At 67.2% G+C, this 2,575-nt stretch carries 3 protein-coding genes; 1 reads left to right on the forward strand and 2 read right to left on the reverse strand.

Features of this window, described 5'->3' with window-relative positions; all coding sequences use genetic code 11:
* Together P409_RS31570 and rpsT are read right to left on the reverse strand one after the other, a co-directional pair.
* Positions 1 to 262, reverse strand: a 262-nt coding sequence (locus tag P409_RS31570) for a DnaA N-terminal domain-containing protein (RefSeq protein WP_274519193.1), incomplete at its 3' end; no start/stop codon positions are given.
* Positions 263 to 770: 508 nt separating this feature from the next.
* Positions 771 to 1,031 carry a 30S ribosomal protein S20 gene (rpsT, locus tag P409_RS31575; RefSeq protein ID WP_034847866.1) on the reverse strand — a complete coding sequence of 87 codons (261 nt, stop codon included), beginning with the start codon at positions 1,029 to 1,031 and terminating at the stop codon, positions 771 to 773.
* Positions 1,032 to 1,197: 166 nt separating this feature from the next.
* Between rpsT and P409_RS31580 the strand changes: the two genes are divergently transcribed.
* Positions 1,198 to 2,313 (forward strand): PA0069 family radical SAM protein, encoded by a 1,116-nt coding sequence (locus P409_RS31580; protein ID WP_034847869.1) that lies wholly within the window; start codon positions 1,198 to 1,200, stop codon positions 2,311 to 2,313.
* The last annotated feature ends 262 nt before the right edge of the window (positions 2,314 to 2,575 follow it).

Consider the following 2,575-nt stretch of genomic DNA (forward strand, 5'->3'; position numbering starts at 1 on the left):
GGTCCGGCACCACGATCACGTCGACGCTGTGAATGTCCGGATTCTCGGAATGCCACAGGCTGCGGATGCGGTCGGCATAGTGGGCGGCGACCCAGTCGCGCATGAAGCGGGTAGGGGCGGCGATGCGGACCTCGCCGCCGTCGAGATCGACGACGACCACCGGGCGCAGCCAGCTCTTGAAGGCGCCTTCGCCCACCTCATCGCGCAACCGGCCGCAGACCCGGGTCCATTGTTGCTCGATCGATGCGATGACTCCCCCCATCGACGACATGCTGCCTTCCGACCCCTCTCGATCCGATCCGCGGCGCGCTGCCCGCCACGCCCCCGACTGTACCTGCTCCCGCCACCAACAACACCAGATGCCCGATGCGCGGCTGCCATGCTCACAGAATTCGAACTGTAATAATCACAGTATCACGGTCGACGCGCAGGAACAATTCCCCGCAGCTACTTGTGGAGCTGCGAAGGCAGTTAATAAAAAATGTATGAGTATTTCTCAGGGACACTCACAGACTTCTGCCAATCTTCGTGAGGAAGGCTGGTAGTCGGGCAAGTTGTGTCCTGAGGTCATCTTCACCTGCTGGTGTGCAGGCGAAAGACGATCATATGCAGGGTGGGCGCGGGCTGGCAACGGAACAAATCCGGATCGCCCCAAAACGCAAAAAACGGTCCCGGACGGCGGCCCGTTGTGCCGCATCCGCCGTTATCCCCGGCAATAAGAAAGCCGTTCCGCGGCGGCTGCCGCGGAACGGCTTGTCGGTGATCGAGGCTTAGAGGGCCTTGATGCGGCCGGACAGGCGCGACAGCTTGCGCGCGACCGTGTTCTTCTGCAGCACGCCCTTGGTGACGCCGCGATGCATCTCCGGCTGCGCCGCCTTGAACGCCTCGGCCGCGGCGGCCTTGTCGCCGGACTCGATCGCCGCCTCGACCTTCTTGACGAAGGTGCGGATGCGGCTGACGCGGTTGCGGTTCACGACCGTGCGGCGCTCGGTCTGGCGGATGCGCTTCTCGGCGGACTTGTGGTTGGCCATTGTCGGTCCCAGTTCGGGCCAACGACGGCCCCAAGAAAAAACGAGGGCGCTTGATAGTCCCTTCGCGCCCGGGCGTCAAGACGAGTCTCAGCACCGCCTGCGGTCCCCCATGTGGCCCGCCCGCGAGGCATTGGCAAGCCTGCCGTCATGTTCTATATTTGTTCCTATGCCGATCAAGCCACCAGACCCAGATCTCGACGAGCTGCCCGACCAGCCGCGCAAGGGCCGCGGCGCGGTCAGCAACCGAACCGGCCGCTTCGAGGCCGCGACCCGCCACCGGGTCGATGACGGCTGGGCCGGGCTGGCGCCCGCGGATGAGGATGGCGAGCCGCCGCTGCGCACGCAGCTGCATGTCGACACCGCCCGCACCATCATCACCCGCAACGACTCGCCGGACATCATGTTCGACCGGTCGATCAATCCCTATCGCGGCTGCGAGCACGGCTGCATCTACTGCTTCGCCCGGCCGACCCATGCCTGGCTGGGCCTGTCGCCGGGCCTCGATTTCGAGACCCAGCTCTTCTACAAGCCGGACGCGCCGGAGCTGCTGGAGGCGGAGCTGCGGCGCCCCGGCTATGTCCCGGCGGTGATGGCGATGGGCACCAACACCGACCCCTACCAGCCGATCGAGCGCGAGCTGAAGCTGACCCGCCGGGTGATCGAGGTGCTGTCGCGCTTCAACCACCCGCTCGGCATCGTCACCAAATCGGCGCTGATCGCCCGCGACATCGACCTGCTGGCGCCGATGGCGGCCAAGGGGCTGGCGGCCGTCTGTATCTCGCTGTCGACGCTGGACCGCGAGCTGGCGCGGACGCTGGAGCCGCGGGCCGCGACCCCGCCGCGGCGGCTGGAGACGATGCGGCAGCTGACCCAGGCCGGCATCCCGGTGATCGTGCTGACCTCGCCGATGATCCCCGGCCTCAACGACCATTCGCTGGAGCAGGTGCTGGAGGCGTCGGTGAAAGCCGGGGCCACGGCCGCCGGCTGGACCCTGCTGCGGCTGCCGCTGGAGATCGCCGGCCTGTTCGAGGAATGGCTGCAGGCGCATGCGCCGGACCGGGCCGGGCGGGTGATGTCGCTGATCCGCCAGACCCGCGGCGGCAAGCTCTACAAATCCGGTTTCGGCGAACGGCATCGCGGCGAGGGGCCGGTGGCCGAGCTGATCCGCACCCGCTTCAACCACGCCGTCCGCCGGCTCGGCCTCGACCGCAAGCGCTGGACCCTCGACATCACCCAGTTCTCCCCGCCGCCACGGCCGGGCGACCAGATGAGCCTGTTCTAGGGGAGAGCGGCGTCCGGCGCCCTTCTCCTTATGTGTCATGCCCGGGCTTGGCCCGGGCATCCAGAGATGCCGAGGCCGCTCCGGATGGCCCCCCTGGATTGCCGGGTCAAGCCCGGCAATGACAGATTGGGGTGTCGGCACCAAACCTCTCATCGGCCATCCGGCCTTGGCTCTTCGCCCCGCCGGCGCTATGCCCTGGGGCAGGAGGGTCGAAATTGCCGGATTGGAGTCTCGAGATCGAATGCGGCGCGCCGGGGCGGAG

Source organism: Inquilinus limosus MP06 (assembly GCF_000767795.1).
Taxonomy (GTDB): domain Bacteria; phylum Pseudomonadota; class Alphaproteobacteria; order DSM-16000; family Inquilinaceae; genus Inquilinus; species Inquilinus limosus_E.